The organism is Haloarcula amylovorans (genome assembly GCF_004681185.1).
Taxonomy (GTDB): domain Archaea; phylum Halobacteriota; class Halobacteria; order Halobacteriales; family Haloarculaceae; genus Haloarcula; species Haloarcula amylovorans.
On sequence record NZ_SRIF01000002.1, the window covers coordinates 539,994 to 563,379 of the forward strand.

21 protein-coding genes are annotated in these 23,386 nt (G+C 61.7%); 14 read left to right on the forward strand and 7 right to left on the reverse strand.

All coding sequences use genetic code 11. The features are described 5' to 3' along the window. Positions 1–718: Ldh family oxidoreductase (locus E4S61_RS09930; RefSeq protein WP_167768466.1), on the forward strand; the 718-nt coding region annotated here is incomplete at its 5' end. A 4-nt stretch (positions 719–722) separates the two neighbouring features. Here E4S61_RS09930 and E4S61_RS09935 read toward each other — a convergent pair. Beyond that, a complete protein-coding gene (locus tag E4S61_RS09935) occupies positions 723–1,166 on the reverse strand; it encodes a universal stress protein (protein WP_135303773.1) in 444 nt (147 codons plus the stop codon). Positions 1,167–1,388: 222 nt separating this feature from the next. Here E4S61_RS09935 and E4S61_RS09940 point away from each other — a divergent pair, with 222 nt between their 5' ends. Further along, positions 1,389–2,468 carry a TAXI family TRAP transporter solute-binding subunit gene (locus E4S61_RS09940; RefSeq protein WP_135303774.1) on the forward strand — a complete coding sequence of 360 codons (1,080 nt, stop codon included), beginning with the start codon at positions 1,389–1,391 and terminating at the stop codon, positions 2,466–2,468. Between the two features lie 107 nt (positions 2,469–2,575). Here E4S61_RS09940 and E4S61_RS09945 read toward each other — a convergent pair whose 3' ends face one another. Beyond that, positions 2,576–2,896 carry a hypothetical protein gene (locus E4S61_RS09945; protein WP_135303775.1) on the reverse strand — a complete coding sequence of 107 codons (321 nt, stop codon included), beginning with the start codon at positions 2,894–2,896 and terminating at the stop codon, positions 2,576–2,578. A gap of 113 nt (positions 2,897–3,009) precedes the next feature. Here E4S61_RS09945 and E4S61_RS09950 point away from each other — a divergent pair, with 113 nt between their 5' ends. The 6 genes from E4S61_RS09950 (at position 3,010) to E4S61_RS09975 (ending at position 9,189) form a co-directional block, all read left to right on the forward strand. Beyond that, on the forward strand, positions 3,010–3,372 hold the full coding sequence (locus tag E4S61_RS09950) for a hypothetical protein (RefSeq protein WP_167768467.1): 363 nt from the start codon (positions 3,010–3,012) through the stop codon (positions 3,370–3,372). After that, entirely contained in the window at positions 3,369–3,689 is a 321-nt protein-coding gene (locus tag E4S61_RS09955) for a hypothetical protein (protein WP_135303777.1), read from the forward strand. The genes E4S61_RS09950 and E4S61_RS09955 overlap by 4 nt, the downstream gene beginning before the upstream one ends. A gap of 18 nt (positions 3,690–3,707) precedes the next feature. Continuing rightward, positions 3,708–5,651, forward strand: a complete 1,944-nt coding sequence (locus tag E4S61_RS09960) for a TRAP transporter permease (RefSeq protein ID WP_135303778.1) — start codon at positions 3,708–3,710, stop codon at positions 5,649–5,651. 282 nt (positions 5,652–5,933) lie between these two features. Beyond that, positions 5,934–6,932 carry a YeiH family protein gene (locus E4S61_RS09965; RefSeq protein WP_135303779.1) on the forward strand — a complete coding sequence of 333 codons (999 nt, stop codon included), beginning with the start codon at positions 5,934–5,936 and terminating at the stop codon, positions 6,930–6,932. 306 nt (positions 6,933–7,238) lie between these two features. Beyond that, a complete protein-coding gene (locus E4S61_RS09970) occupies positions 7,239–8,225 on the forward strand; it encodes an SDR family oxidoreductase (protein ID WP_135303780.1) in 987 nt (328 codons plus the stop codon). A gap of 172 nt (positions 8,226–8,397) precedes the next feature. After that, the gene (locus tag E4S61_RS09975) at positions 8,398–9,189 is read left to right on the forward strand and encodes a polysaccharide deacetylase family protein (protein WP_135303781.1); all 792 of its coding nucleotides are present in this window, start codon (positions 8,398–8,400) and stop codon (positions 9,187–9,189) included. On the opposite strand, the gene E4S61_RS09980 is transcribed toward E4S61_RS09975, so the two are convergent. Next, positions 9,177–10,610 (reverse strand): lipopolysaccharide biosynthesis protein, encoded by a 1,434-nt coding sequence (locus tag E4S61_RS09980; RefSeq protein ID WP_135303782.1) that lies wholly within the window; start codon positions 10,608–10,610, stop codon positions 9,177–9,179. The two genes, E4S61_RS09975 and E4S61_RS09980, sit on opposite strands and share 13 nt — an antisense overlap. Before the next feature lie 148 nt (positions 10,611–10,758). Between E4S61_RS09980 and E4S61_RS09985 the strand changes: the two genes are divergently transcribed. Then, complete coding sequence (locus E4S61_RS09985; protein WP_135303783.1) at positions 10,759–11,919, forward strand: glycosyltransferase family 4 protein; 1,161 nt, start codon at positions 10,759–10,761, stop codon at positions 11,917–11,919. 22 nt (positions 11,920–11,941) lie between these two features. Here E4S61_RS09985 and E4S61_RS09990 read toward each other — a convergent pair whose 3' ends face one another. Then, positions 11,942–12,868 (reverse strand): alkaline phosphatase family protein, encoded by a 927-nt coding sequence (locus tag E4S61_RS09990; protein WP_135303784.1) that lies wholly within the window; start codon positions 12,866–12,868, stop codon positions 11,942–11,944. An 84-nt stretch (positions 12,869–12,952) separates the two neighbouring features. Here E4S61_RS09990 and E4S61_RS09995 point away from each other — a divergent pair, with 84 nt between their 5' ends. Continuing rightward, positions 12,953–14,086: a glycosyltransferase gene (locus E4S61_RS09995; protein ID WP_135303785.1), complete on the forward strand. Its 1,134-nt coding sequence runs from the start codon at positions 12,953–12,955 to the stop codon at positions 14,084–14,086. Between the two features lie 24 nt (positions 14,087–14,110). Then, complete coding sequence (locus E4S61_RS10000) at positions 14,111–15,301, forward strand: hypothetical protein (RefSeq protein WP_135303786.1); 1,191 nt, start codon at positions 14,111–14,113, stop codon at positions 15,299–15,301. A gap of 288 nt (positions 15,302–15,589) precedes the next feature. On the opposite strand, the gene E4S61_RS10005 is transcribed toward E4S61_RS10000, so the two are convergent. Next, positions 15,590–16,675 carry a glycosyltransferase family 4 protein gene (locus tag E4S61_RS10005; protein WP_135303787.1) on the reverse strand — a complete coding sequence of 362 codons (1,086 nt, stop codon included), beginning with the start codon at positions 16,673–16,675 and terminating at the stop codon, positions 15,590–15,592. Between the two features lie 210 nt (positions 16,676–16,885). On the opposite strand from E4S61_RS10005, the gene E4S61_RS10010 reads away from it, so the two are divergent. The 3 genes from E4S61_RS10010 to E4S61_RS10020 all read left to right on the forward strand — a co-directional run bounded on the left by E4S61_RS10010 (position 16,886) and on the right by E4S61_RS10020 (position 20,193). Then, positions 16,886–17,755 (forward strand): DUF4330 family protein, encoded by an 870-nt coding sequence (locus E4S61_RS10010; RefSeq protein ID WP_135303788.1) that lies wholly within the window; start codon positions 16,886–16,888, stop codon positions 17,753–17,755. A gap of 323 nt (positions 17,756–18,078) precedes the next feature. Next, entirely contained in the window at positions 18,079–18,645 is a 567-nt protein-coding gene (locus tag E4S61_RS10015; RefSeq protein WP_135303789.1) for a metal-dependent hydrolase, read from the forward strand. A gap of 75 nt (positions 18,646–18,720) precedes the next feature. Then, a complete protein-coding gene (locus tag E4S61_RS10020) occupies positions 18,721–20,193 on the forward strand; it encodes a sugar transferase (RefSeq protein ID WP_135303790.1) in 1,473 nt (490 codons plus the stop codon). Between the two features lie 12 nt (positions 20,194–20,205). On the opposite strand, the gene glmS is transcribed toward E4S61_RS10020, so the two are convergent. Next, positions 20,206–21,996, reverse strand: coding sequence for a glutamine--fructose-6-phosphate transaminase (isomerizing) (gene glmS / locus E4S61_RS10025; RefSeq protein ID WP_135303791.1), 1,791 nt, complete (start codon positions 21,994–21,996; stop codon positions 20,206–20,208). Next, positions 21,996–23,186, reverse strand: coding sequence for a bifunctional sugar-1-phosphate nucleotidylyltransferase/acetyltransferase (gene glmU, locus E4S61_RS10030; protein WP_135303792.1), 1,191 nt, complete (start codon positions 23,184–23,186; stop codon positions 21,996–21,998). Before glmU ends, glmS begins: the two co-directional genes overlap by 1 nt. Positions 23,187–23,386: the final 200 nt, after the last annotated feature.

A 23,386-nucleotide genomic window follows, 5' to 3' on the forward strand; every position in this document is an offset into this window, starting at 1 on the left:
AGGCGAGGCGATGGACCGCGCCGACGAGTTCGGCGTCGGTGCGGTGGGCGTCCACAATTCGAATCACCTCGGCATGCTGGGCTACTACACGGACCAGCTCCAGCGCGAGGGCTACGTCGGCATCGCCATGACGAACACGGAACCGGCGATGCCACCCTACGGCGGCGCTGAGCCGGTGCTAGGGACGAATCCGATCGCCATCGGCCTGCCGACCGACCCCGTGTTCAACCTCGACATGTCCACCTCGGCCATCGCTCGCGGGACCGTCCTCGAAACGCGGGAAGCGGGCGAATCGATTCCCGAGGGGGTCGCACTCGATGCCGAGGGCGAACCGACGACGGACCCCGAAGCGGCGCTGGAGGGGACCATCCTCCCGTTCGGTGGGCCGAAAGGTTCCGGGTTGGCGATCGCCGTCGAGGTGCTGGCTGGCGGCCTGGTCGGCGCGGCGATGGGCGAGGACGTCACCGGCACGTACCACACGGAAGACCCCTGCACGAAAGGCGACCTCTTTCTCGCGCTCGACCCCGAAGTGCTGGGTTCGCAGGGCGCTCCCGCTCGGATGTCGGCGTTCCTGCGGGAACTGAAACAGACGGAGACGAATGCGACGGTCGAGGAAATTCGGCTCCCGGGCGAACGCTCGGTCAGCCGTGACCGTACACAGGAGCGTATCGACATTCCTGCGGACCTCTGGGAGCAGGTCGAGGACCTTCGCGGGTAAGCTCCTACTTCGACTTTCCACAGACGGTTACCGGAACGTCCGTCCCGAAGATGACCGACTGGGTGACACTCCCGAAGATTGCCTTACCTGCCGGTGACGTGTTCTTCCCGCCGATGTGAATACTATCGACATCTCTGGCCTTCGCGATTCGAGTTATCTCCGAGGACGGATTCCCACTCGCGAGTTCCAGTTCGACGGTTGCCGACGACGCTTCGAGTGCCTCCGCCGTCTCCTGAACGCTGACAGGGATCTGGTGTTCGAACTCCTCGTCGTCGTATCCACTCGCTAGCTGGTGAATCGAGACGCGCTGTGAGATTTGGGTATTTCTGAACACGTGAACGAGCGTGATTTCACATCGATCGACGGCGTCAATCAGCCGTTTGACAGCGTCTACGAGATGGTTTGCGGTTTCTCGGTCGTCGTCTACGGCGAGTAGTATGCGGTACATCGTTTGCTGTTGTGACGAGAATAGCTATTAAAGGATAGGGTGCCATTGGTGTCGTCATCGATGTCAGCGGTATATTTACGATATAATATCTCGAATAAACACCCACTGTGAACGTGATAACCGATAATGTTATTATTATCGTTTGTGTGTGTCATGGTGTGTCGTGTCATGACATCTAGGAAGCAATCGACCGATAGGGTATCACGTCGGCGAGTACTGAAGTTGACCGGAGCAGCGGGCATCGCGGGATTGGCTGGGTGTACGGAAGATAGCACCGGCGATGGCGGCGATGGCGGCGGTGGTGGCGGAACGAGCGGCGACGGCGGTAGCGGCGGAACGGGGAATGGAACCCAATCCGGCGATGGCGGCAGTAACGGCGGTCAGATCCTACTGGAGACGGCGGGCGGGTCCCCCGGCGGAACCGGCTACGCCATCATGAACGCGATGCTGTCCGGTGCCTCCGCCGAATACCCCGAGTTGACCTACAACATCCTGCCTGGCGGATGGGTCGGGAACAACACTCGACTCCAGAATCAGGAGATAGACCTCGGGCACACGACGCTCGCCGCAGGAACGCTCGCGGCCAATGGGAATGAACCCTACGCCGACAAGGGATGGGACCAGCCGCCGAGTAACATCCGTGGCGTCCTCGCAGACCAGAGCGAGCTGTTCTTCTTCGTGGTCGCACAGAGCGACTTCCCCTACGATACGCTGACGGCGGCCGCAGAAGACGACTACGCCATCAACGTGACGAACCAGCCAAAGGGGACCTTCGGTGGGTTCTTGTGGGACACCGTCCTCAACAATCTGAACTATTCGCAGAGTAAGATTCAGGAACTCGGTGGGTCCTACCGCCGCGTTGGCTGGAACGACGCCGCACAACTGTTCTCCGACGGGCAGGTTGACGCCATTCTCGCGGTCGGCGGACGTGATCTGGGCTGGCTCAACAACATCTCATCGGGCTCCGACGTGAAGTATCTCAGTTGGGACGACAAGTTCCGAACGCAGATCAGCGAAGAGTACGGCGTTCTGGAAGCAGATCTCGAGGACGTCTTCCCGCAGCAGGACGGGACGCTCAAGTGTACGCAGGACAGCGGCCTCATCGGTACGCATTCCGGCGTCTCTGAGAAAGCAGTCTACACGGTGACGAAAGGGATCCTCGCCCGAGCGGATCAGATTCGACAGTCGACCGGTCTCCTCGAACCGTTCGAGGTCGGGCCCGATATGATCGATCCGAGCCCCTTCGAGATCCACCCGGGAGCCGTGAAAGCATATAAGGAAGAAGGCGTCGGCGATTTCTGAGCCGTCGGCACTCGACGGTCGCAGTCAGTATTTTATCGTCGGTGGAGAGAACAGAGACAGGAGAACGAGAATCGAGGGCGTAAGCCTGCGGTACGAACTCAAATGGGTTAGCTGTAGTCGGTCCCGCCGCGCTCTACGGACATCTCGTCGAATTTATCTTGTCGCTTCAGTTCGCGTCGATAGATCAGCAGCCCGATTCCGGCGATCATGAGTAGCGGCCAGAGGTATATCTGCATGTCGACGCTCGTGACGCTATTTGCGACGACGTACGTGAGCAACACCCCGAGGAACAGGAGTCCGAATCCGACCCAACTCATCGCCGAGATGTTCTCGTATCCGGTCTCCCGAATCGTGAGCGCCATCGGGAGGAGACTGAATACGAGGACGAACAGGAGTCGCATCGGCACGACTTCGATAATGTCTACCATGGTCGATTTTGCCTCGGCATAGGATATAAATCTACTGCCGAGATGGTCCGGAGCCAGTGACAGATGTCTTAACAAAACCTATATTATACTAAGGCGAAATGTGCTACCATACCATGGGAAACGAGAACACGAGGGTGTATCGCCGAGAAGTGACTAACGTCTCGTCGTGGCGCGAGTTCTCCGTCCCCCACGTCGCGTTCGCGTTGCACCGAATCACGGGGTGGCTGTTGCTCATCTGGGTGGGGTATCACCTCGTCCTCCCCGCACTAACCGCATCGCCGACGAGCGTACAACCGCCCGGCGGGAAGCTACTCACGGTGGGGCTGTTGAGCGTTCTTTTTTTCCACGGAATCAATGGGATACGGCTCTTGATCAACGAGTCGCTGGGACTTGGAATCGGCAGTATCGAACGGTTGTTCAAAGGGACTGTCGCGGCTACCGCGATAACGGCCATCGTAATGTGGGTGGTCGTATGAGCGAAGCAACGATGACGCGGTCCCCAGCGACAGTCGGCTACGCACCGTGGATCATCCACCGGGCGACCGCCGTCTTGCTCGTGATACTCTTAGCGATTCACGTCGGTGTGCAGGTGTTCGGCATCACCGTCTTCTACGAGGCGGGCGTGTATCAGCCACTTCTCGACCTGACGCTACTCGCTGTGTTCACCCACGGTTTCCTCGGCGTCAGAGCAACGCTACTCGAGACCACGTGGGGCAGGACGACGAAACGCCTCGCAGTTTGGGCCCTCGGGATACTCTTCCTCGCTATCGTCGCCATCCGCCTCATCGGCTAACGAGACTATACAAGATCCATGACGACAACCACACAATCCACGACCGACGACGAACTATACGCCAAACTACGCAGCAGCGGCCAGTTCGCGATTTCGTTGCTGGCCATCGTTACGTCGCTGTTTCACCTCTATACAGGAGCGTTCGGTATCTTCGGCTCGCTCGTCCAGCGCTCCGCTCACGTCTATCTCCTCGCCGCACTCACCTTCGCCATCGTCCCGTTCATGGGAAGTCACAAGATCAGGTACCGATTGGTCGATCTCCTTCTGATAGCGCTCTCGCTCTCCGGGATGGGGTACATCATCCTCAACTACCAACGGCTGTTGAACAAGACGGCGTACGTGACGGCACCGGCGCAGCTGGATTTCGTCTACACCGTCATCTCGGTCGTTCTGGTCATCGAGGCGACGCGGCGTATCGTCGGCCGACTGCTCGCGTCCATCGTGACGCTGATTCTGGTCGGCGGGTTCTTCTCGAGTCATCTCCCAGCGCCGTTCACCAGCCCGTCCGTCCCGACCTCGAACTGGGTCGACGGCCTGTTCGTCACGACGAACGGTCTCTGGGGCATCCCGACGCGCGTCTCCGCGACGTTCATCTTCCTGTTCGTGGTCATGGCCGCGTTCCTCGAAGTGACCGGAGCCGGACGATTCCTCCTCGACTTCGCGAAATCGCTGGTCGGTCGACGGCAGGGCGGTGCGGCGAAGATTGCCGTCGTCGCCAGTACCCTTTTCGGCAGCCTCTCGGGGAGCGCGGCGGCGAACGTCTACGGGACCGGTATCTTCACCATCCCGACGATGAAGAAGTTCGGTTACAAGAACTCCTTCGCCGGGGCAACCGAAGTCGCCGCCTCGTGTGGAGGACAGATCATGCCACCTATCATGGGGGCCGGGGCGTTCATCATGGCGCAGTTCCTCGGCATCGACTACATCGTCATCGCCCTCGCGGCGGTGATACCGGCGGCGTTGTACTACCTCTCGGTGTACTTCTCCGTCCACGCCGAGACGATAAACGAGGGGATTCAGCCGATCCCCGAAGACGAGATCGACCCGCCCATGGAGGTGCTACGAACCCAGCGCGGCTACGCAGCCTCCTTCTTCGTGACGATAATCATCCTCTTTTACATGCTCTTCGAGGGGTACACCATTTATCGGGCGGTGTTCTTCAGCGTCATCGTCCTCATGTTCGTGAGCGCGCTCCAGCCCCAGTCGCGAGTCGGCGTCGATGAACTCGCGATAGCGCTGGACAAGGGCGCTCGCAACGCAACCCAAATCGCGATGGCGACGGCGTGTGCGTCAATCGTCCTCGGGACGCTGAACACCTCCGGACTGGGCGTCATCTTCGGGCAGTGGGTCGTCGCTCTGGCCGGTGGCGTCGTCATCCTGCTGTTGGTGCTGGTTGCCGCCTTCTCCATCGTCCTCGGGTTTGGGATGCCCACGACGGCCGCGTACATCCTGGCGGCCGCGTTACTCGGTCCCGCGCTCGTCGCCGTGGACATGGGCGGCCTGAAAGCGCAGTTCTTCATCTTCACCTTCGCGGTGTATTCGACGATTACCCCGCCCGTCGCGCTCGCCGCCTTCGCCGCGGGACAGGTCGCAGACGCCGACCCGATCACGGTCGCGCTCAAGGCGATGAAGATGGTCCTACCGACGTTCATCATCCCGCTGCGGTACGTCTACCGCCCGGCCATCCTACTGCAGATGCCGGCGTCCGCTATCGTCATCGACACGCTAGCGCTCGGTCTGGCGGTCATCCTCATCCAAATCGGCATGTGGGGCTGGCCGGTCGAGAACAAGGTCGCACGCGGGTTCGCCATCCTCAGCTCGGTCCTGTTGATGGTCCCGCCACAGGTCATGCCGATCAGCCTGCCGATGCTCATCGTCGTCGGCCTCCTCTGTGCCGGGCTAATGGTGCTGACCGAAGCCTACGACCGAGATAGAGCGCTCCCCCGGCTCAACCTGAACTAGTCAGCACCGGTCTCTCTGTTTTTCGGTCGCTGTCGAGCGAATCCCGCTCTCATACGCCTGCTTCGAGACGGCGCTATCCCACCGAGCGAGCGAACCTGTGCAGTAAATTAAAGTATTGCCGTCGCATTTGTGCGAGCAACGGAATCATGAAAGTCCAGCAGAATCTCACCACCGTGAGTAGCGTTAGCACTGTTCATCGCTGGTGGCACGAGCTAGAGCGAGGGTGGCAAGCGACCATCCTCGGTCTCGTCCTCTGTCTCGCCGCGCTCGTACTGGTGTGAGATGGGTGACGAGCCTCGGTCGGTGCGGACACTCCTCCCGGGACTTCTCTTACTGGTTAGTTTCGGCGTCGTCGCGAAGCTCTCCGCGTCATTTCTCGGGTGGGGGACGCCGCTCATCTTCGCTGTGCTGTTTGGTGCGCTCCTCAGTAACAGCTACGGACTCCCGACATCGCTGGAACCGGGCGTCGACGCGTACAAACTCCTCTTGGAAGTCGGAATCGTCCTATTGGGTGCCAGCATCTCGCTGAGCGACGTCATCGACGCCGGGCCGCGAATCCTCGGCTTGACCGTCGCTGTCGTCGCGTTCGGTGTTCTCTTAGTCGAGTTCCTCGCTCGGTACGTCTTCGGCCTCTCCGGTCGAACCCCGGCACTGTTGGCGACCGGGTCGAGCATCTGTGGCGTCTCTGCGGTCCTCGCTGTCGCGGGAACGATCGACGCCTCGGAGAACGACATCGCGTACGCCACGGCGACCATTCTCGTCTTCGACGCGCTCACGCTGGTCGCGTTCCCCATAGCGGGAAGCATCCTCGACATGTCCTCGGTGTCGTTCGGAATCTGGTCCGGGCTCAGCATGTTCAGCACCGGTCCGGTCGCCGCCGCTGGTTTCGCTTTCAGTCAGACCGCCGGTGAGTGGGCGACGCTGACGAAGCTTACGCGTAACTCGCTCATCGGACTGGTCGTCCTCGCGTACTCGTTTTCCTACTCACTCGGTGGTGAGAAGCGAGCGTCTCCACGGATGTTCTGGAACCAGTTCCCGAAGTTCCTCATCGGGTTCTTCCTCGTCGCGGCCATCGCTAACCTGCCCGGAATCTCGACGGGGTTCGTAGACACCGTCGGGACGGTCTCGGACTGGCTGTTCGTCTTCGCCTTCGTCGGATTGGGCTGTGGAATCCAGACCAAGAATCTCCGAGAAACCGGCATTCGACCGTTCCTGACGGTGCTGTTGTACCTGCTTATCATCGCCACCATCAGCTTTCTCGCCGTGCAAGCGATATTCTAACGCCGCGACCGGGCATTTTCGTCGGTTTTCCGGATGTAGAACTGTCTTTGATCACATACTCCCCTAATACACTGAAATTTTGCGCCTTGTAGGCATTATATACTCATATCTAGTTCCATATAATCATATTTGACTTCACAATTGACAATTCTGGAGCTAGTTAACTTATTTACCCATATTCACAGTCATATTCGGCGAAAGTGAAACTATAGTATAGGGATTGAGTCGCGTCGGAGGGCATTACTTCTCGGTCGAAAGTGAGCCGACCCGACGGATTTTTGCGTCTCGACAATCCCCCTTGGGATAATGCAGATTCTCGTCACCGGCGGCGCGGGCTTCATCGGCGGCCACCTCGCCGAGCGCTTCGCCCGCGACGGTCACTCGGTCACCGTGTTGGACAACTTCGACCCCTTTTACGACCTCGATATCAAACACCACAACGTCGAGATTGGCCGCGAGGCCGCCGAAGAAGGCGACGGAAGCTACGAACTGGTCGAGGGTGACGTCCGCGACGCCGAGTTGGTCGCCGACCTCGTCACCGACGCCGACTACGTCTACCACCAGGCCGCACAGGCCGGCGTCCGCCCGAGCGTCGAAGACCCCCGGAAGTACCACGAGGTCAACGCCGACGGCACGCTCAACGTCCTCGACGCCTGCCGCGACGAGGGCATCGAGCGCTTCGTGATGGCCTCCTCCTCGTCGGTGTATGGCGTCCCCCAATATCTCCCCTACGACGAACAGCACCCGACGACGCCCGTCTCACCCTACGGCGCGTCGAAACTCTCTGCCGAGCGCTACGCCTGTGCCTACGGCGAAGTCTACGACTTCTCCGCCGTCGCTCTTCGGTATTTCACCGTCTACGGCCCGCGGATGCGCCCCAACATGGCCATCTCGAACTTCGTCTCGCGCTGTCTGAACGGCGAACCGCCCGTGCTCTACGGCGACGGCACGCAGACGCGCGATTTCACCTTCATCGAGGACGTCGTCGAGGCGAACGTCACGCTCTTAGAGGAGGACGCCGCCGACGGTGAGGCCGTCAACATCGGCTCGACGGACAACATCGAGATCAAGACGCTGGCCGAGGAGATCCGCGACCAGCTCGCGCCCGACCTCGAACTGGAATACGAACCGCGCCACGATGCCGACGCCGAACACACCCACGCCGATACCTCGAAAGCCAGCGAGTTGTTGGAGTACGAGGCCAATCACACTATCCGCGAGGGCGTCTCGAAGTTCATCGACTGGTACCGAGCGAATCGAGAGTGGTACGAACCGCTCGTGCGACGTTCATGATTTAAACGAAGCGCGCGAGGAAGCTAGAACGTCTCGATGTTACAGAGAGGTAAATCGAGCGAACCTATCTATTGCAGAGCAAGGCCCCACTTTGTAAGCGTATAGTCGAACCAGACGAAAAGACAAAGAGAGTTGGTGGCATTAGTCTCGCCAACAAGTTAAAATTCCGACGATGAAGTTCTGTATCAGGGATGACGATACCTGCTACTATACGGAGCCGGCGGTACTGGAATCGGTGTTCGGAGATTTCTGGGACGAGGTCCCAGTAACGCTTGCTTGCGTCCCAATGGCCTCGCCCGACACTGATGCGATGGTCGAGGCGACCGAGCCCGTTCCGATGCCCATAGAGGAGAACGCGGCGCTTCGGTCGTATCTTATTGAGCGGCTGGAAGCGGGGTCAATAGAAATCGCACTCCACGGCTACCACCACGATACTCCCGGCGGACGGCCGGAGTTCGTCGGCGGAACCGGGTTAGCGAGGAAAGTCAGAGATGGGCGCCGACAGCTGGAAGCGGTATTCGATACGGACGTTCGGGTGTTCGTCCCACCGCACGTCCGCCTCGCTAACCGAGGAGTCCGAGCGGTCACCGGTGACGGCCTCGATCTCGTACGTGGGTACGGCCCCCGCCCACGCGAGTTGCAGGCCCACCCGAAGTGGTGGACGACGTACACACGGTTCCTCGCCTTCCATGTCCGTTATCGGCGACGCTTCAGGTATCCGCGGGTACTCGACTACGGCACTCATCGGGAAATATACTCCCACCGCCTCAACGCGCGAACGGACATGACTTGGTGCAAGCGCGCGTTCGACTACATCGCGCGCAACGACGGCGTCTTCTGTCTCTCCGTTCACGCGAACGGCCTGAACGAGCGCGGCCAACGAAAGCTTCGAGAGATAGTGTCGTACGCTCGGGCACGAGAGCCCGAGTTCGTGACGGCGAGCGAAATATTCTACTCGGACTGAGGCAGTACGTGCTTGATATCGGTACGGAGAGTCGGACTCGACGCGAGCAGCGTCCCCGAAAATAGAACGGCTCCGACGGCGACGAGTGTGAGGAGTCCCGGCACCGTCTCTGGAAGCAATTCGGCGAGGACGCTAACGGAGCCGAACATCACCCCGGCGGCGGCGATGCTCGGGAGGAACTGCGCGAACTGTGGACGGTCGACCCGGTCTGAGACGAGTTCGAAGAGCAACACCGCGAGGACGGTGTACGAGACGAGACTCCCGAGCGCCGCACCGGTAATCCCGATGGTCGGGATGAGCGCCACGTTCAGCCCGGCGTTTACCAGCGCAGCCGCAATGCTAGCCTTCGCCACGCCCGTATCGAAGTTATAGCTGTAGCTCAACATCGTCGTGATTCTGGCGAGACTGTACGGCAAGCGACCGACGAGTAACACGACCAGCGGGAGGTAGGCGTCGGCGTAGTTGGTACCGTAAAGCGCCGTGACCAGCATCGGTCCCAGCGCGAGCGCGCCCGCAACGAGAGCGACCATCGGCGAACTGACGTAGAAAAACGCCCGGTTAGCGTAGCGATTTATCGCCGCTCGATCACCAGCGCTCGCGGCCTGAGCAAAGCGAGGGTAGAGAACCGACGTGACGGCGTTCGTCACCATGAGTCCGACGGCAGAGAGACGCCAGGCGACCTCGTACACCGCCACCGCAGCGGGGGTCATGAACACCCCAACGAGCAACGTATCGAGCCACTGCTGTCCGAGATGCCCCATCCCGGCGACGGTTAACTTGGCGACTCTACGGGTGAGCCGTCCGAGTTCGTCCGGTCGTGGTATTCCCACCGGAACAGTATCGATACGGAGCAACCCGCCGCCGAGTTCGAGCAGCTTGCCGGAAAACAGTCCCCCGACGAGGGCGAGACGCGGTTCGACGCCGACGAGTAGTGCGAGACTGCCAGTCGTGTACGTCGTCACTCGCTGGCAAGCCGTCATAGTCTCGGCGCTCGTGTTTTTTTGCTCACCGCGCAGGACTGCGCCGGTCAGCAGCGCGAAGACGCTGACCGGAAGCAACGCGACTAGGAAGAGTCCGAACTGATTACGGACGTACGCTGCGACGACCGGCTGAGCGAGGTACGCACCCACAGTGAGCGCGCTAGTGACGACAGCAGTGAAACAGACCGCGTTCGCCAATTCCCGGCCCGGCGTCTCGGATTGGTTGAGCCGCCGAGTGATGTCGGACGTGACGCCGTTCGCGCCCAGAAAGGACGCGATCTGGAGGACGGCGACGAGGAGGAAGTACGACCCGAGTATCTCTCGCGGGAGTAACTGCGTATACGCGATGACGCCGAGGAAACTCGCCACCTGCCCGACCGCCTGCAAGCCGCCGGTCCCGAGTATCTGTTTCGCTACCGTACGACTAGAGACTCCAGACATAGGCTACTCCGGTGGGTCCCCCAACGGCGACGGTCGGCCGGCCCCGTGGTGGGTACTCCAAACACCTATTTCGGGAGTTATAAGCGTGGTTGTCTGCAGAAAAATGCCGAAGACTTCTTAGGAACACGAACGCACCGATAGACATTCAATGAAACCGGTCTCGTTCGTCGCATACGGGGATATCGGTTCTCAACCCGGCCGCGACATCACTGAGCTATCTCGCGGCCTGTATCGGCGCGACCTCTTAGAGCAGGTATACTGTCGCGGCATCGAAACGCACGACCTACCCAAGCACCTCGTAACGACGCCGATACCGCTTGGACGAGCGATACCGCGAGCGATGACGGGTATCAACCGCTACGTCACCGAACGCTTCGATAAGCGTTACTACGCGGAGCAACTCTTCGATACCTTCGCTGCGCGTGCAGTTGAGGAAACGGAGATACAACTGCACCACACGCCGGGGTACCTCCGTACGCTTCGGGCGGGAAACAGCGCGGGAAGCCGAACTGTGGTCAAGGCGACCACGGAGTACAGTAAATCGTTCGACCAACGCATGGCACAGACGTATCGAGACCTCGGTGTAGCAAAGACACCACCAAAGATGACGGGAGAACGGTCGGAACGTCGGGAGCGAACACTACGGGAATGCGACCAGATACTGGCGATTTCGGCGTTCGTCAAGCGATCACTGCTAGCGGCCGGCTTCCCGGCGGAAAAAGTGTCTGTAACCCCGTTGGGCGTCGATGCCACCGACTACCAGGAGAGTCAAGAGAGAGACGACGCGCCCTTTACCGCACTCTACGTCGGTTCGGTGACTGTCGAGAAAGGAGTACCGTACCTCCTCGCGGCATGGAAACGAAACCAGTGGGGCAAGGACACTGACGCACGCTTGCTCCTCTGTGGCGACATCTCTTCGACGATGCAAGAGCTGATATCGCAGTATGGGTTCGAAAACGTGGAAACCCCGGGGTTCGTCGATCCGCGGAAGTATCATCGAGATGCGTCAGTCTTCGTCTTTCCCACGCTCTCTGATGGGTTCGGCAAGGCACCTCTCGAAGGGATGGCAGCCGGGCTGCCCGTAATATCGACCGAGCGAACCGGAATGCCGGATATCATGAGCGACGGCCGCGAGGGGTTCATCGTCCCGGCAGGCGACGCGACAGCACTGGCCGACCGTCTCAAAGAACTGAGAGAGCAATCAGCGGTTCGTCGGAAGATGGGAAAGCGGGCACTCGAAACCGCACGGAAGCAGACGTGGGACAAGCACGCCGAAGCAGTTGTCGACGCTCTCGGCTTGTCGGGATGAAGTCGAGATTACGCCGGCCGGTTCACACGTACCCCAAATCGGCCAGTCGCTCGGCAACCACGTCGTCGTCGGTATCGTTTCGATGGTCGACCGGCGGGTCGCGCTCGATAGTCCGGCGCTCCCCCTCGACGACGTGCCACGGGACGTTCACGAGTTCGTCAGTGTAGATGCCGTGGGGATGACCCCACTCGCGGATGGGAAGCGGGCTCGCACGCTCACCGACCATGTTACCGTGGTCCGCGGTGACCACCGATTTACCGTCGAGACCGTCGAGTAACTGCTCAACGTGAGGGAGCGTTCGGTCGAGGTTCGCGCGATAGGCGGGCCAGATGTCGTCGGCTGAGGCGTCGAGGTCACCGGTCATCAACTGGGCCCAGCTTCCAGCCGTACCGGGCTTGAGAAAGGCTTGATCGTCGTCGAAGGGCTGGTCGCCCTCGACGATGAAGGGGTAGTGTGGCTGGATGTAGTGGACGAGGAGCCGCTTGTTCGGGTAGGACTCGGCGGCCGAGAGCGCGTGAGCAGTCGTCGTCTCGGGGAGGACGGTGCGGTGGTCTTCGTCCCACCCGTCCGTCTTCCAGACGTGGTCGACGGCGTGAAACGACGCGTCTAGCCAGTCTCGGAGGCGGTAGAACTGCGGATTCGCCGTCACGTAGACCGTATCGTGTAACTCTTTGCCTGCGACGTTCGCCTTCAGGAACTCCCGCGTGCTCGACCCGCGGGAGCGTCGAGACTCCAGACGACCTTGGAGCGACGACTGGTCGGCAAACATATCGTAGCGACAGGCGTCGAGTATCAGCAGGTTATCCCAGTCTTCCCCGAAGAGATCGACTCCGTCCGTATTGTACGGTCGAGTGTAGCCCTGTCGGTGATACAACCGGTTGACTTCGCGGAGAAAGAGGTTCGGACTCGAAAGACCGCGGCGAATCCGCTCGGGGGAGAAAACGCCCATGCAGAGACAGATGCGAAGTGGGGAACTTAGAGATTCGGATATTTTCCCCCTAATCTAAGTAGTGCCGGCTAAGTTTCTACGCCAATGTCGTCTCGACTGCGGGTGTTTCAGCTCATCAACGCGCTTCGGTTCGGGGGCGCGGAGAACATGCTGATAGACTTAGTCGAGACTATCGACGATGTCGAGTTTACCGTCGGCTACATGGAGGCCGACGACGACCTCGTCCCGGAGTTGATCGAGGCGGGCGCGAACGTCGAGTCCTTCAACGAAGCGTTCCGATTCGATCCGCAGGCGCTCACTCGGCTACGGCGGTATCTCTCGACTGAGTCGTTCGATATCGTCCACGCCCACCTCCCGTACGCCCAGACCATCGCTCGGCTGGCAGCAATCGGTACCGGCGTGGATGGCGTGGTCAGCACCCAACACAACGTCGCCAGCAACTACCATCCGGTCACGCGTGCGACCGAACGGGCCACCCGCTCGTTCGATAGCGCGACAGTAGCTGTCTCGAACGGCGTGGAGCGCTCCTTCACCGGTAGTGCACACCCGCCTAACAAGCTCGGCGACTCGTGGTGTACCATCTACAACGGTATCGACGTCGAGAGGTTCGGCCAAGCGGTCGAAACGGCGGAAACCGCGCCGCTTCGGGCGGAGTTCGACCTCGATTCGGCGGCGCTGACGCTTTTGAACGTCGGACGATACGTTCCAGTCAAGCGACAGCGCGACGCCATCCAGGTGGTCGCTCAGGCTGACTTCGATGCGACCCTACTCGTCGTGGGCGACGGTCCGCTGAAGGCGGAGCTTCGGTCGCTTGCGTCCCAATTAGGTGTAGCCGACCGTGTCCATGTGACTGGCCGGGTCCCGAACGTAGCGCCCTACTATGCGGTGAGCGATGCCTTCGTCGCCCCATCACGGGGAGAGGGGTTGCCGATAACGCTACTGGAGGCAATGGCAGCCGAACTACCGGTAGTCGCGACGGATATCCCAGGTATCCGCGAGGTCGTAGAGGACGGGGCCACAGGCACCCTATACCCGACCGATGAGCTAGCTGCGGCGGTTCGGGCCGTCGAGGCCTTGCAAGACGATGCGCTTCGCACGTCCTACGGGACAGCGGCGCTCAACCGCGCCCGGTCCGTCTTCAGCGTCGAGCAGATGGCGACGTCGTACGCGGAACTGTATGCCCACGTAGCAGATAACGGATGGCGACCGGCTTTTTAGCCATCGGAATGGTACCGTAGAGCGATGCCTGTACTCGCTATCGCCGTCGCCTCTCTTTTCCTCCTTCTGTTGATGGCCCACTACGGCGACGAACGCTACAGGGCGGCTGCGGCGGTGGCCTTCGTCGGGCACCTCTTCGTCACTCTCGTGGTCTTACCTCGCTTGCCCTACGCGTGGGACATCGCGTACTTTCACCGAAGCGCGATGGACGTCGCTACCGGCACCGTCGTTACCGGGTCACAAACGGTCGCCTCGTTCGCGGCGTTCCAAGGGCTCCTCTATACGCTGTTCTCACCGCAACCGACGACGCTCGGTGTGTTTAACGGACTCTTCGCCGTGCTCGTGGCGATTCCTGCCACGTCCCTAGCGCGGGAGCTCTACCCCCAAACCAAGGATACACCAGCCGTTGCCCTCACCGTCCTCTTCTTGCCGCTCCCGTTCCTGTTTACGAGCATCCCGATGCGGGACGCCCTTGCAGTTCTGCTGTGTATCACACTGCTCGCGGTATGTCTCCGGACGCGAACTAATGGGGCTGCTAGCGGGTTGCCTGCTATCCCGCTCTGGGGTCTTCTGTATCTCCTGCGGCCGGAACTCGCACTCGTCGTTTCCCTCGGAATCGTCGCCACGACGCTGGTCAGTGCCGCTCGCCGTGTTGGCGTCCAGTCGGTACCGACGCTTTCGGTGATACTCGGTGTCGTGGGATGTCTCGGCTTCAGCCTGTTCGCGGAGGTGTTACTCCCCTTCCAGCGGGTCAACGCACAGCTCCAGCGGCGAGCAACAGGCGGAGCTGTCTATCTCGACGGCATGGCCTATCGCTCGTGGTTCGACTTCCTGCTGGCCGCGCCGGCTCGGGGCGTCTACTTCCAGTTTGCGCCGTTCCCGCTTCACGTCGACTCAGCGTTTCACCTCCTGGCACTCACCGGAACGGTGGTCGTCATCGTCCTCTTCGTGAGCGCGGCCCGCTCGCTATACGCGTGCGAATTCGACGAGACCGCGGCGGTCTTCCTTGGAGTAGTCTATCTCGCGGGTGTCGTCGGCTACGGAACCATCAATTCGAACTTCGGGACGAACGTCCGTCACAGGATGGTGTTCGATTTCCTGCTCGTCGTCTTCGCTAGTCCCATCCTCCACGGCTGGTGGCTACGACTTCACGAGTGGCTCGGTGTAGCGCCAAGTGAGCGTGGCTACGACGACGAACAACAGCGCAAAGCTTAGGAACTTCACTGGCGCAGCCATCGTCGAAGTCAGAACCCGAATCAGGCTCACAGTGAGAACCAGTGCGACTACGCCGACCAGCGTTCGCTCGTCCGTAAGGAGGCACCCGACGGTGCTGTGTTCTGACCACTGTCGCAGTCGGGAGAGCCCTTGATAAGTCCGTGATCTTGCGAGAATGGTCTCCAGGTCCGGTCGCATCGGGTGAACTCAGCACGCACTAGCTAAAATGGCTTATGTGTCACTGTTCGGAACGCGCTCTCGACCTACGGTGGCGCTCGTCGCTCCCGGTCATAGTAGTGACTGCAGCCGTGCGGTCGTTGCCGCGACCGTATCTTGCCACTGGAACGAGTCGACGGCGAGCGCCCGACCCCGCGAAGCCAGCCTTTCACGGTTCGAAAGGACTCGCTCTACCGCCGCACCGTAAGATACCACGTCGCCGAGAGGGACTGTCTCGCCCGCCTGTTCGACGATTGACGCGGTGTGTTCCAGACGACTCGATACGACCGGGACACCCGACGCGAACGCCTCCAAAATGGTCCGCGGGAGGCCCTCGGCGCGACTCGGCAAGACGAGCGCGTCGGCAGCCCGATAGACAGCGGGCATCTCGTCGTACGAGAGTTGGCCGAGGAATGTCACTTCGTCGCCGGCCATCGCCATCAGTTCTGCCCGCATCGGGCCGTCACCGACCACGTACAGCCGCGCGTTCAGGCCACGCGGGAGTTGTGACATCATTTGCACGGCGTCCTGTGGTCGTTTGCCATCGACAAGTCGGCCGACAAACAGAATCACCGACTCATCGTGGTCCAGACGGTCGCTCGTCGGCCCGTCAGGGGTAAACCGGTCCGTGTCGACGCCGTTAGCGACGACTTCGATAGGCGAATCGACGCCGAACGACCAGACGCGCGAGCGGTCCTCGTCCGTGTAACAGAAGACCACGTCAGCCTGGTCGAACGTCCACCGTCCTGCCGTTCGCAGATACAGATCGAACAGCCACTCGGGAGCGTTCTGGCTGTACAGGCCGTGGTTCGTAATTGCCAGCGGAGTCTCGCCGAAGCGACGTCCCAGCGCGGCGAGGTTCGTTGAGGCGTATAGATGAGAGTGGGCATGGACGACGTCGAACTCCGCGGCGGTCCGGAGGAAACGGGCGACTCCAGCGGACAGGTCGTTACCGAGTAGCGATACGGTTCGGGGCCGGCGAACAATAGTATACCCGTCGCGTCGTTCCCGTTTGGGGCGGTCAGGGTCGTCAGTGACGGTCAACACCGTGACGTCGTGGCCCCGCGCAGCCTGGTCCCGAGACATCGCGTGCACGTGGTAGGTTCCGCCGCCGGGAACCTCCGGATAGAGCTTCTGCGCGACGCGAAGAATGCGCATATCCACTGGTCCGATGGTATCAGTAAGTATGTGCCGGTCGGGACTACTCGCCAAACAGATTTCTGGGCCGTGACTGTCTCACTGCCTTCGGAACTCACCCGTCGCCGTCGCATTTTGCTCCCCCTCTCCACAGTATGGGGATGAGCATCGTCGATAGAACGCGATGTCAGCGAGCGAAAGAATCATACGGAGCCTAGCGGATGGTGGACCATGGATGCGGAGTCGTCGTACAGGCTCATCGACGATGAAGGGAATCTCTTCGGTATCGTCAACGTCGTCGATGCGCTCGTCGTCCTCCTCGTTCTCTCGGTGAGTATCACGGGCGTTGCACTGATTTCGATGGACAACGACCAAACCCCGCAGACTGAGCACACCACCAGCCACGTCACGCTCGATTTAGGCAGACAGCCGCCGTATCTCGCCGCTGCGATTAGCGAAGGAGACAGCTTCAGTCCAGCAAAAGATGCAAATCTCACAGTGACCGATGTCCATCTGGCGCCAGGAGGCAACCAGACACACGTAGTTCTCGGGGTCACCCTCCGGGGAGTCGCCAACGAGCAGGGTACCAGGTACGCGAACGCACCACTCTGGCTCGATCGAGAAATCGATATCAACACGTCGACGTATAACGTGACCGGCCGAATCAGCGATATTAACGACGAGACGGCCCTGCGGACGAATACTACGACCGTTGTCGTTCAACGACAGCAATCGGTACTCGACGCCAGCGAGGTGAACCCAGGTGATAGAGTTACCGTCGCTAGCCGCACCGTCGGGACAGTGACAGACGCCGCCGTCTATCCGGCAGCCGAAGGAAACGGAGAGATCCTGCTCGTCGAAGCCACTCTCCAGACATACTCTCGGCGGGGGATTCCCTATTTCGGGGGTACGCAACTCCGGTCCGGCGAACGTATCAGGATCTCGACGGCGTCGTACGTTGTCGATGGCCACCTCAAGCGGGTCGGAGGTGGTCTCAAACGTGACGAACTCGGCAACCGGACGAAGACGACGGAGACCACACCGGTCGATAGATTGCAGTCCTCTGTTAGTGGCAGACTAAGCGGACCAGTGGACAGATGAGAGGCTGCGTGATGACTGCCCTCTCACTCACCGAGTGGCGTGGAGATATGTGAAACTGTGCGGCTCGTCAGCGCGTTTGGTATCGAGTCTCGATTAGAGAGGCGTGCTAATTAGCGAGAATACGACGGAGACAAGTGTCTAGACAGCGCCGCGAGGGGCATGAAGCAGTGCGGGCATCGAGATACCGAACCGGCAGCCCGCTCACAGCGACGATGCTTGCTGGAGTGAGTCGCTGTCGAGCAGAAGCACCCGAGGACACGTGCCGAACCCCGGCCGACCGCGAAGCGGTAATGTCAACACGGTGTCGGTGCTACCGAACACCAATGTGGCCCTGGGGACACGCCGCGCTGGGCTATCTCTGTTATACCTTCGGTATCCGCGCACAGGGAGAGGCCCCAAACGGACTGCCGGTTATCGCCCTCGCCATCGGAACGCAGTTTCCAGACCTCGTCGATAAGCCCCTGGGCTGGACGCTGGGCGTGCTCCCGGGCGGGCGCTCGCTGGCGCACTCGCTGCTAACGCTCGCCGTCGTCGCGGCTGTCGTGGGCTATGCCGCTCGCCGATACCGCCGGAGCGATGTCGGTGTCGCGTTCCTCGTTGGCTACCTCACACACGTCCTCTCCGACGGCCTCTACTCGGCCATCGAGGGCGCGTACGGTAATCTCACCTACCTGCTGTGGCCGATGTTGCCGATGCCCGAACCCGAGATCGCACAGACCTTCTGGGCGCACTTCGCACAGGCGTCGCTGGACTCGTACATGGCGCTCGAACTGGGGCTGGTCGCGCTGTCAGTTATCGGCTGGTGGGTAGACGGCCGACCCGGCCTCTCAGTCCTTCGTTCGACCGGCGAGCGATGGCTGTCGCGTCTCGCTGGCCCCGAAGACGGCTGAGGCCTCAACTCTCTTGTTTTCAGCAATGATAGCTGGGGAGGAGTGTTTATTTGGAGGAAGAAAGTCCAGAAGAACATGAAGAGCGGGTGGCGCTACAGGTTCGCCAGCGTTGGGGGTGCTGTCCTCTGGACAGTTATCGCCGTCGCAATCTCGTACCACCCGCTGGTCCAGACAATCGTCGGCCTGCTTCCTGTCGTCGGTGACCTCCCAATCGAATCGGCATCGGGCGCGGAACTCGGCCTGGAGATAGCGACGACGGCCGCGGTCGTTCTCCTCGCATTCGCACCGCTGTATCGCCCGCAACCGCGACGATTCCTCGATACGTGGATGCTCGCGCTCCAGCGGACCGGCGTGGCCGTCCTCGCACTCGCGGCCATCGGTTACTTCGATTATACGTATCGCCTCCCTCGTGCGACGCTCATCGTCGTGACCGCTACGCTGGGCGTCGGCCTCCCGGCGTACTTCGTCGCGATTCGACGGCGGCCCACGAGCGGCGGTCGGGCCGTCGTCGTCGGCGACTCGCCCGAACAGGTCGCTGACGTGTTAGACGACGTCGAGGGCGACGTCCTCGGGTACGTGGCTCCGGCCGTCTCCTCGCCCGCCCAGATGGTCGATTCGCGGGCCCGAAGCGACGACCAGTTGCTCGTCGGCTACACCGACGGCGGACAGATTCGCGGCCTCGAACAGGTCCCCTGTCTCGGCGGACTGCCCAAGCTGGAGACGGTCCTCGTCGAGAACGACGTCGATACGGCGGTGCTCGCGTTCGACCACTCCGACCGCTCGGCCTGCTTCGGCGCGATGAACGTCTGTTACGAACACGGCGTGGCCGCGAAGATCCATCGCGACCACGCCGATAGCGTCCTCAGCCGAGACATCGGCAGCGGTAACGACTGGCTGGTAGATATCGACTTAGACCCGTGGGACATCCAAGACCGCGTCTTCAAGCGAGCGTTCGATGCCGCGTTCGCTGTTCTTGGATTGCTCGCACTCTTACCCGTCATGGCGGCCATCGCGGCTGCCATCAAACTGGAAGACGGTGGCCCCGTATTCTATCGGCAGAAACGGACCGCGACGCTCGGCGAGACGTTCACCGTCTCGAAGTTCCGGACGATGGTGCCCGACGCCGAGAGCGAGTCGGGAGCGACCATCTCCGTGGCTGACGACGGCGGCGTCGACCCTCGCGTGACGAGCCTCGGTCGGGTCCTTCGACCGACGCACCTAGACGAAATTCCGCAACTGTGGGCCGTGCTTCGTGGGGACATGAGCGTCGTCGGCCCGCGTCCGGAACGCCCGGAACTCGACGCCGACATCGAAGCCGACCTGAGCGAGTGGCGCAGTCGTTGGTTCGTCAAGCCCGGTTTGACTGGCCTCGCCCAGATAAACGGTGTCACGGGCTACAACCCGCACCGAAAGCTGAAATACGACATCGAGTACATCCGTAACCAGTCGATCACGTTCGACCTGAAAATCGTCGTTCGGCAGTTGTTTCAGGTGGTCGTCGATGCACGGACCTGCGCCTCGGCTGACGGCTTGGAAGCCGATAGATAGCCGGCCTTCACGTCATTCCACCGTCACGCTCTTCGCCAAGTTCCGCGGTTTGTCGATGTTCCGTCCCAGCAGCGAGGCCACATGATAGGACACCAGCTGCAGATGCGTATTCGCCAACACGGCGGCGGCCCGTGGATGCGTCTCCGGCAGTTCCAGCACGTGGTCCGCGTACCGAGCCACGTCCGATTGCCCGTCGGTAATCGCTACGACCGGGGCGTCCCGTGCCTCAACTTCCTTGACGTTGCCGACGGTCTTCCGAGCTTGCTCCCCACCGCCCGTAACCACCGCAAACACGGGCGTATTCTGGGTCACGAGCGCCAGCGGGCCGTGTTTCAACTCGCCGGAGGCGAAGCCCTCGGCGTGTTTGTACGTGATCTCTTTCATCTTCAGCGCGCCCTCTAAGGCGACGGGGAACTGATAGCCGCGGCCGATGAAGAAGTAGGCGTCCGAGTTCTCGTACGTCTCGGCGACCGCCTGAGCGTTGGACTCGTCCAAGATGCGCTGGACGTTACCGGGCAGCTCACGGAGCGCAGTGATGACCTCGCGGGCCGCGCCGGTGTTGGTCATCCCCAGCGCCAGCAGGTTCAGCGCCGTCAACTGCGAGGAGAACGTTTTGGTGGCGGCCACACCGATCTCCGGGCCAGCGCGGATGTAGAAGGCGTGGTCACACTCGCGGGCGGCCGTCGACCCGACGACGTTCGTGACGGCCATCGTTCGCGCGCCGCGCTTGCGAGCGGCCCGCAGCGCTGACAGCGTATCGGCCGTCTCGCCGCTCTGGGTGACGCCGACGACGAGGGCCTCGCCGATGGGTGGGACGGCGGTAGCGTACTCGCTGGCGAGGAACGCCTGGGCCGGGATGCCGGCGTCGCGGAACAGTTGCGCGCCGTAGAGCGCGGCGTGATAGGAGGTCCCACAGGCGACGAACTGAACGCCGCTGGGCGAGAGGTCCGCGAGGTCTTCGATGTCGACGGTGCCGGCCATCTCGTCGACGCGGCCGCGGAGACACTGTCGGAGTGCCCGTGGTTGCTCGTGGATCTCCTTGAGCATGAAGTGGTCGTAGCCGCTCTTGCCGGTCTCCTCGGGGTCCCACTGCACCGTATCCACGTCTTTCTCGACGAGAGTGCCCTCGAGGTCGGTGACGGTCCAGCCTGCGGTGTCGAGTCGGGCGAACTCGCCGTCGGCGAGATAAACCACCTGATCGGTGAAATCGCGGAACGCGGGAACGTCGCTGGCGAGGAAGGTCGCGTCTTCGGTCAGGCCCAACACGAGCGGCGAGTCGTTGCGCGCGGCGAACACCGACTCGGTGCCGGCGACGAGGGCGGCGACGGCGTAACTGCCCTCTAATCGGGCGAGTGCCGCGCGAACTGCATCCTCGGGGTCGGTACCGACGTCGAGTTCGTCCTCGATCAGATGCGGGATGACCTCCGTATCCGTATCGGAGGTGAACGTGTGGCCGGCCGCGACGAGTTCGTCTCGCAGGGTCTGGTAGTTCTCGATGATACCGTTGTGGACGACGGCGACGTCGCCGTGGCAGTCCTGATGCGGGTGGGCGTTCGCGTCGGTCGGCGGGCCGTGCGTGCTCCAGCGGGTGTGACCGATGCCGACAGTTCCAGAGAGCCGCGCGGATTCGAGCGCGGCTTTCAGGTCCGAAATCTCACCGGACGCCTTGCAGATGTCGATGTTGTCGTCGGCCATCGCCACACCAGCCGAGTCGTAGCCGCGGTACTCCAGTTTCGAGAGGCCATGGACGAGCGTATCGAGTGTCTCGTCGCCGCGACCGACACAGCCGATGATCCCGCACATCAGCGGGTCACCTCCGAGTCTTCGCGGACGTTACCCCGCACTGTCACGCCAGCGTCGAGCGTGACGTTCGGCCCGACCAGCGACCCCGGCGTGAAACTCACGTCGCCGCGGGCGCGGGTCCGGTCGGCGATGACCGCACCGAGTCGCTGGTCCTCGAAGATCCGTGTCCCGACCTGAACGTCGGCCGGGCCGCCCGGAACGACTGTGGTCGCCCCGAGATGGACGTCCTGTCCGGTGACGGTGTCCAGTAGCGTCGACCCGGGGTCGACCCGCGTGTCGGCATCGAGAATGCTGTTCTGGACGACGCTGTTCGCGCCGACGGTGACGGTGCGACCGAGCGCGGTGTCGGGACCGATCACCGCGTCCGGCCCGACCTCACAGTCCGGGCCGACGACGACCGGGCCCTGCAAAACGGCCTCGTTGTGGACCCGTGCGGAATCGGCGATCCAGACCTGTTCGCGTCGCGCACTCTCGACGACCCGCCCTCGCGCCAGTACCTCGCGGGCGACGATCAGCAGGTCCCACGGGTAGGTGGCGTCGACCCACATTCCATCCACCTCGACGCCGCGGACGCGTTCTTCGTCGACGAGCGTTGCCAGCGTGTCCGTCAGCGCGAGCTCGCCCGCCTGCCGGGGCGTGTCCTGAATGGCCGCGAAGATGTCCGGCGAGAAGGCGTAGACGCCGCCGTTGATGAGCCGATAGTCCCCCTCGCGGGGTTTCTCGACGAGGTCGGTGATGTAGCCGTCTCGGACCTGTACAGCCCCGTAGCGACTGGTGTCCTGTCGTTCGACTACCGACATCGTGGCGTTGCCCGATTGTGAGAACGTCTCCGCGACGGCTTCGACCGTCCCGGCGTCGATGAGTCGGTCGCCGTTCAAGACCAGCGCCGGCCCGTCGACGCTGTCGCGGGCCTGCAACAGTGCGTGGCCGCTCCCGAGCTGCTTGTGCTGGATGGCGTAGGTGACCGGGACGCCGCGATACGTCGGGCCGAAGTGGTCTTGTACCCGGTCGCGCTTGTAGCCGACGACGGCGATTAGTTCCTCGACGCCGGCGTCGACCAAGGCGTCGAAGACGTGTTCCAGAATAGGCCGGTTCGCTGCCGGCAACATCGGCTTCGGCCGGTTTCGCGTCAGCGGGCGGAGCCGGGTCCCCTCACCAGCGGCGAGGACCACGGCCGTGTCGATGTCCATACGCGTATCAGTGTGAGCGGGGATTTGAATATGGCGGGGCTAACAGAGTCCACGGGAACCGAGACGAACGGACCGCTCTCGGACGAGGGCGAGAATCGCGCCGGTCGAATCACCCGGCTCGGGCCCCATCGACCGATTCGAGCGAATACACAGTGTAAGGGTGTTCCTACTTACAGAAAACCAACCGAGAAAAGTCAATA

Excerpts from the sequence above, each read along its gene's own strand:
- E4S61_RS09980 (WP_135303782.1), bottom strand. The coding sequence starts at position 10,610 with ATGTCTGGAGTCTCTAGTCGTACGGTAGCGAAACAGATACTCGGGACC.
- E4S61_RS10010 (WP_135303788.1), top strand. The coding sequence starts at position 16,886 with ATGGATGCGGAGTCGTCGTACAGGCTCATCGACGATGAAGGGAATCTC.
- E4S61_RS10000 (WP_135303786.1), top strand. The coding sequence starts at position 14,111 with ATGCCTGTACTCGCTATCGCCGTCGCCTCTCTTTTCCTCCTTCTGTTG.
- E4S61_RS09935 (WP_135303773.1), bottom strand. The coding sequence starts at position 1,166 with ATGTACCGCATACTACTCGCCGTAGACGACGACCGAGAAACCGCAAAC.
- E4S61_RS10020 (WP_135303790.1), top strand. The coding sequence starts at position 18,721 with ATGAAGAGCGGGTGGCGCTACAGGTTCGCCAGCGTTGGGGGTGCTGTC.
- E4S61_RS09965 (WP_135303779.1), top strand. The coding sequence starts at position 5,934 with ATGGGTGACGAGCCTCGGTCGGTGCGGACACTCCTCCCGGGACTTCTC.
- E4S61_RS09990 (WP_135303784.1), bottom strand. The coding sequence starts at position 12,868 with ATGGGCGTTTTCTCCCCCGAGCGGATTCGCCGCGGTCTTTCGAGTCCG.
- E4S61_RS10005 (WP_135303787.1), bottom strand. The coding sequence starts at position 16,675 with ATGCGCATTCTTCGCGTCGCGCAGAAGCTCTATCCGGAGGTTCCCGGC.
- E4S61_RS09950 (WP_167768467.1), top strand. The coding sequence starts at position 3,010 with ATGGGAAACGAGAACACGAGGGTGTATCGCCGAGAAGTGACTAACGTC.
- E4S61_RS09995 (WP_135303785.1), top strand. The coding sequence starts at position 12,953 with ATGTCGTCTCGACTGCGGGTGTTTCAGCTCATCAACGCGCTTCGGTTC.
- glmU (WP_135303792.1), bottom strand. The coding sequence starts at position 23,186 with ATGGACATCGACACGGCCGTGGTCCTCGCCGCTGGTGAGGGGACCCGG.
- E4S61_RS09960 (WP_135303778.1), top strand. The coding sequence starts at position 3,708 with ATGACGACAACCACACAATCCACGACCGACGACGAACTATACGCCAAA.
- glmS (WP_135303791.1), bottom strand. The coding sequence starts at position 21,996 with ATGTGCGGGATCATCGGCTGTGTCGGTCGCGGCGACGAGACACTCGAT.
- E4S61_RS09945 (WP_135303775.1), bottom strand. The coding sequence starts at position 2,896 with ATGGTAGACATTATCGAAGTCGTGCCGATGCGACTCCTGTTCGTCCTC.
- E4S61_RS09955 (WP_135303777.1), top strand. The coding sequence starts at position 3,369 with ATGAGCGAAGCAACGATGACGCGGTCCCCAGCGACAGTCGGCTACGCA.
- E4S61_RS09985 (WP_135303783.1), top strand. The coding sequence starts at position 10,759 with ATGAAACCGGTCTCGTTCGTCGCATACGGGGATATCGGTTCTCAACCC.
- E4S61_RS09975 (WP_135303781.1), top strand. The coding sequence starts at position 8,398 with ATGAAGTTCTGTATCAGGGATGACGATACCTGCTACTATACGGAGCCG.
- E4S61_RS09970 (WP_135303780.1), top strand. The coding sequence starts at position 7,239 with ATGCAGATTCTCGTCACCGGCGGCGCGGGCTTCATCGGCGGCCACCTC.
- E4S61_RS10015 (WP_135303789.1), top strand. The coding sequence starts at position 18,079 with ATGTGGCCCTGGGGACACGCCGCGCTGGGCTATCTCTGTTATACCTTC.